At 57.9% G+C, this 5072-nt stretch carries 2 rRNA genes; both read left to right on the forward strand.

Annotated elements, in window-relative coordinates:
- The first annotated feature begins 18 nt into the window (after positions 1 to 18).
- Positions 19 to 1550, forward strand: a 16S ribosomal RNA gene (locus EIW28_RS23945).
- A gap of 401 nt (positions 1551 to 1951) precedes the next feature.
- A 23S ribosomal RNA gene (locus tag EIW28_RS23950) occupies positions 1952 to 5069 on the forward strand.
- Together the 16S and 23S rRNA genes form the textbook arrangement of a ribosomal RNA operon.
- Positions 5070 to 5072 lie beyond the last annotated feature (3 nt).

Below are 5072 nucleotides of genomic sequence, written 5' to 3' on the forward strand. Positions count from 1 at the left end.
GTGGTGCGCGACAAGTTTTTGTTGGAGAGTTTGATCCTGGCTCAGGACGAACGCTGGCGGCGTGCTTCACACATGCAAGTCGAACGGAAAGGCCCTTTCGGGGGTGCTCGAGTGGCGAACGGGTGAGTAACACGTGGGTAACCTGCCCCCATCTCTGGGATAACCGTTGGAAACGGCGGCTAATACCGGATACGACCTTGGCACGCATGTGTCTTGGTGGAAAGCTTTTGTGGTTGGGGAGGGGCCCGCGGCCTATCAGCTGGTTGGTGGGGTGATGGCCTACCAAGGCGGTGACGGGTAGCCGGCCTGAGAGGGCGGTCGGTCACATTGGGACTGAGATACGGCCCAGACTCCTACGGGAGGCAGCAGTGGGGAATTTTGCACAATGGGCGGAAGCCTGATGCAGCGACGCCGCGTGAGGGATGACGGCTTTCGGGTTGTAAACCTCTTTTATCCACCACGAAGGCCAGGTATTCGCCTGGTTGACGGTAGTGGTTGAATAAGCGCCGGCTAACTACGTGCCAGCAGCCGCGGTAAGACGTAGGGCGCGAGCGTTGTCCGGATTTATTGGGCGTAAAGGGCTCGTAGGCGGCCCGCTGCGTCTGCCGTGAAAGGCATCGGCTTAACCGGTGTTTTGCGGTGGATACGGGCGGGCTTGAGGCAAGTAGGGGAAACTGGAATTCTACGTGTAGCGGTGAAATGCGCAGATATGTGGAGGAACACCGGTGGCGAAGGCGGGTTTCTGGGCTTGTTCTGACGCTGAGGAGCGAAAGCGTGGGGAGCGAACAGGATTAGATACCCTGGTAGTCCATGCTGTAAACGGTGGGCGCTAGGTGTGGGGCCACGTTGGTTGGTTCTGTGCCGTAGCTAACGCATTAAGCGCCCCGCCTGGGGAGTACGGCCGCAAGGCTAAAACTCAAAGGAATTGACGGGGGCCCGCACAAGCGGCGGAGCATGCGGATTAATTCGATGCAACGCGAAGAACCTTACCTGGGTTTGACATCACCCGGAAAGCTCTAGAGATAGGGCCCTCTTCGGACTGGGTGACAGGTGGTGCATGGCTGTCGTCAGCTCGTGTCGTGAGATGTTGGGTTAAGTCCCGCAACGAGCGCAACCCTTATCCCGTGTTGCCAGCATTCAGTTGGGGACTCGCGGGAGACTGCCGGGGTTAACTCGGAGGAAGGTGGGGATGAGGTCAAGTCATCATGCCCCTTATGTCCAGGGCTTCACGCATGCTACATTGGCCGGTACAGCGGGTTGCGATACCGTGAGGTGGAGCGAATCTCTGTAAAGCCGGTCTTGGTTCGGATTCGAGTCTGCAACTCGACTCGATGAAGGTGGAGTCGCTAGTAATCGCAGATCAGCAACGCTGCGGTGAATGCGTTCCCGGGCCTTGTACACACCGCCCGTCACGTCATGAAAGTTGGCAACACCCGAAGCCTGCGGCCTAACCGGTTTACCGGAGGGAGTGGTCGAAGGTGGGGCTGGCGATTAGGACGAAGTCGTAACAAGGTAGCCGTACCGGAAGGTGCGGCTGGATCACCTCCTTTCTAAGGAGTCCCGACCCTCGCTGAGGCGAGGCGTCAACCATCCGCTCTGGTGCCCCCTGGTGGGGTGCCGGCCTGGCAGCCGTGTGGTTGTCTTGATTACCGCGGGTGTGTATGGACTGAATGTTTTGAATGGTGTGTCGACTACACGTTGTTTGGACGAGACGAGGTCTCGTTCCCATCCTTGAGACCCAACGGTTTCTGCATCGAGTGTGGGCTTCGGTCCTGGTCGGTGTGGTGATGTTGGGTCTCGCACCCTGTTGGGGTTCTGAGGCAATACGTCTCGGAGCCTGGTCATGTTGGTATGTCTGTTGGTAGCGGGCAATGCTGGTGTGGCTGGTGTGTTGTTTGAGATTTGTATAGTGTGCGTGAGTGTCTTTGTTTCTATCTGACTTGGCCGTGTTGGTTAAGTTGTGTAGGGCGCATGGTGGATGCCTTGGTGCCGGATGACCGATGAAGGACGTGTGAGGCTGCGATATGCCTGGGGGAGTTGCCAACTGGACTGTGATCCCAGGGTTTCCGAATGGGGTAACCTGGCCGGCTTGATGGCCGGTCGCGCCTGCCTGAATGTATAGGGTGGGTGGTGGTGTGGCGGGGAAGTGAAACATCTCAGTACCTGCTGTGGAGAAAACAAGAGTGATTCCGTCAGTAGCGGCGAGCGAAAGCGGAGGAGGCTAAACCTGGTTCGTGTGATAGCCGGCAGGCGTTGCGGGTCGGGGGTTGTGGGACGTTTCCGTTAGTTTCTGCCGAAACTAGGTTCATGCATCAGCAGCTAGTCGAACGGTGTGGGAAAGCCGACCGGAGTGGGTGAGAGTCCCGTAGGTGAAGGTTGTTGGTGGTGTTCGGGGAGCGCACCCGAGTAGCGCGGGTTTCGTGGAGGCTCGTGTGAATCTGGCAGGACCGTCTGCTAAGCCTAAAGAGGTCCGGTGACCGATAGTGGAGAGTACCGTGAGGGAATGGTGAAAAGTACCCCGGGAGGGGAGTGAAAGAGTGCCTGAAACCATGTGCCTGTAAACCGTCAGAGCTCGGCCGGCTGCTTGCAGTTGGTAGGCGGGTGATGGCGTGCCTTTTGAAGAATGAGCCTGCGAGTTATGGTATGCCGCGAGGTTAAGCCGTGTGGTGGAGCCGGAGCGAAAGCGAGTCTGAATAGGGCGTCGAGTGGTGTGTTGTAGACCCGAAGCGGGGTGATCTACCCATGTCCAGGGTGAAGCGGCTGTAAGAGGTCGTGGAGGCCCGAACCCACCTAGGTTGCAAACTGGGGGGATGAGGTGTGGGTAGGGGTGAAAGGCCAATCAAACTCCGTGATAGCTGGTTCTCCCCGAAATGCATTTAGGTGCAGCGTCGTATGTTGCTCCGTGGTGGTAGGGCGCTGGTTGGGTGATGGGCCGTGTCGGTTACTGAGCTCAGCTAAACTTCGAATGCCATGGTGTTGAGTGCGGCAGTGAGTCGGCGGGTGAGAAGATCCGTCGTCGAGAGGGAAACAGCCCAGATTACCGGCTAAGGCCCCTAAGGGTGTGCTGAGTGGAAAAGGATGTGGGGTCGCGTTGACAGCCAGGAGGTTGGCTTAGAAGCAGCCATCCTTGAAAGAGTGCGTAATAGCTCACTGGTCGAGTGGTTTCGCGCCGATAATGTAGCGGGGCTGAAGTGCACCGCCGAAGCCGTAGCAATGCCAGGTTCCTGTGGGAGCCTGGGTTGGGTAGGGGAGCGTCGTACATGGGGTGAAGCTCCGGAGTGATCCATGGGGTGGACTTTGTACGAGTGAGAATGCAGGCATGAGTAGCGAAACACAGGTGAGAATCCTGTGCGCCGATTGACTAAGGGTTCCAGGGGACGGTTGTTCCGCCCTGGGTTAGTCTGGGCCTAAGGCGAGGCCGAGAGGCGTAGTCGATGGATAACCGGTTGATATTCCGGTACCCGAGTGCCGCGTATGAGTGATAGCGGTTGTGCTAACCGGCTGCGAGCCGGCGAGTGGTCGCCTTCGGGTGGTCGCTTGTTGGTGAGTGGTTGGGGTCCTTTCCGTGTGTAGCGTAGTGATGGGGTGACGCAGTGGGGTAGCCGTACCGTCTGGTGGATTAGGCGGGGTAAGGTGGTAGCCCGCGTTCCTAGGCAAATCCGGGAACGCTGCTTTCAATAGCGAGGGTGAGCGCTGAAGCATAGGCCTGTAGGCCGAATTCGGTGATCCCGTGCTGTCGAGAAAAGCCTCTAGCGAGTGGTAGTCGGCCAGTACCCTAAACCGACACTGGTGGTCAGGTAGAGTATACTGAGGCGTTCGAGTGATGTGTGGTTAAGGAACTCGGCAAATTGCCTCCGTAACTTCGGGAGAAGGAGGGCCCTTGACCGTGGTGCGTGCGCACGGAAGCGGTTGGGGGTTGCAGAGGCCAGGGGGAAGCGACTGTTTACTAAAAACACAGGTCCATGCGAAGCCGTGAGGTGAGGTATATGGACTGACGCCTGCCCGGTGCTGGAACGTTAAGAGGATCCATCAAGGCCTTTGGCCTGCAGTGGTGAATTGAAGCGCCAGTAAACGGCGGTGGTAACTATAACCATCCTAAGGTAGCGAAATTCCTTGTCGGGTAAGTTCCGACCTGCACGAATGGCGTAACGACTTCCCCGCTGTCTCAACCACATGCTCGGCGAAATTGCAGTACGAGTAAAGATGCTCGTTTCGCGCGGCAGGACGGAAAGACCCCGGGACCTTTACTATAGCTTGGTATTGGCATATTGTCTGGTTTGTGTAGGATAGGCGGGAGCCTGGGAAGCCCGGACGCTAGTTCGGGTGGAGGTGTTGGTGAAATACCGCTCTGATCAAATGATGTGTCTCACCCGCGGCCCTGATCGGGTCGGGGGACAGTGCCTGGTGGGTAGTTTAACTGGGGCGGTTGCCTCCTAAATGGTAACGGAGGCGCCCAATGGTGCCCTCGGGCCGGTTGGAAACCGGTCGGTGAGTGTAAGCGTAGAAGGGTGCTTGACTGTGAGACCGACGGGTCGAGCAGGTGCGAAAGCAGGGGCTAGTGATCCGGCACCGACGTACGGATGTGGTGTCGCTCAACGGATAAAAGGTACCCCGGGGATAACAGGCTGATCTTCCCCAAGAGTCCATATCGACGGGATGGTTTGGCACCTCGATGTCGGCTCGTCGCATCCTGGGGCTGGAGTTGGTCCCAAGGGTTGGGCTGTTCGCCCATTAAAGCGGCACGCGAGCTGGGTTTAGAACGTCGTGAGACAGTTCGGTCCCTATCCGCCGCGCGCGTAGGAGATTTGATGGAGGGCTGTCCCTAGTACGAGAGGACCGGGATGGACGAACCGCTGGTGTGCCAGTTGTACCGCCAGGTGCATGGCTGGTTGGCTACGTTCGGGAGCGATAACCGCTGAAAGCATCTAAGCGGGAAGCGTGCTCTAAGATGAGATCTCCGTCAGCGCAAGCTGGTGAGGCGCCCTAGAGATGATGGGGTTGATAGGCCCGACATGGAAGCACAGCAATGTGTGGAGTGGACGGGTACTAACCGCCGAGAACTTAACACAACA

It is taken from the genome of Glycomyces terrestris (assembly GCF_003933745.1).
Taxonomy (GTDB): domain Bacteria; phylum Actinomycetota; class Actinomycetes; order Mycobacteriales; family Micromonosporaceae; genus Glycomyces; species Glycomyces terrestris.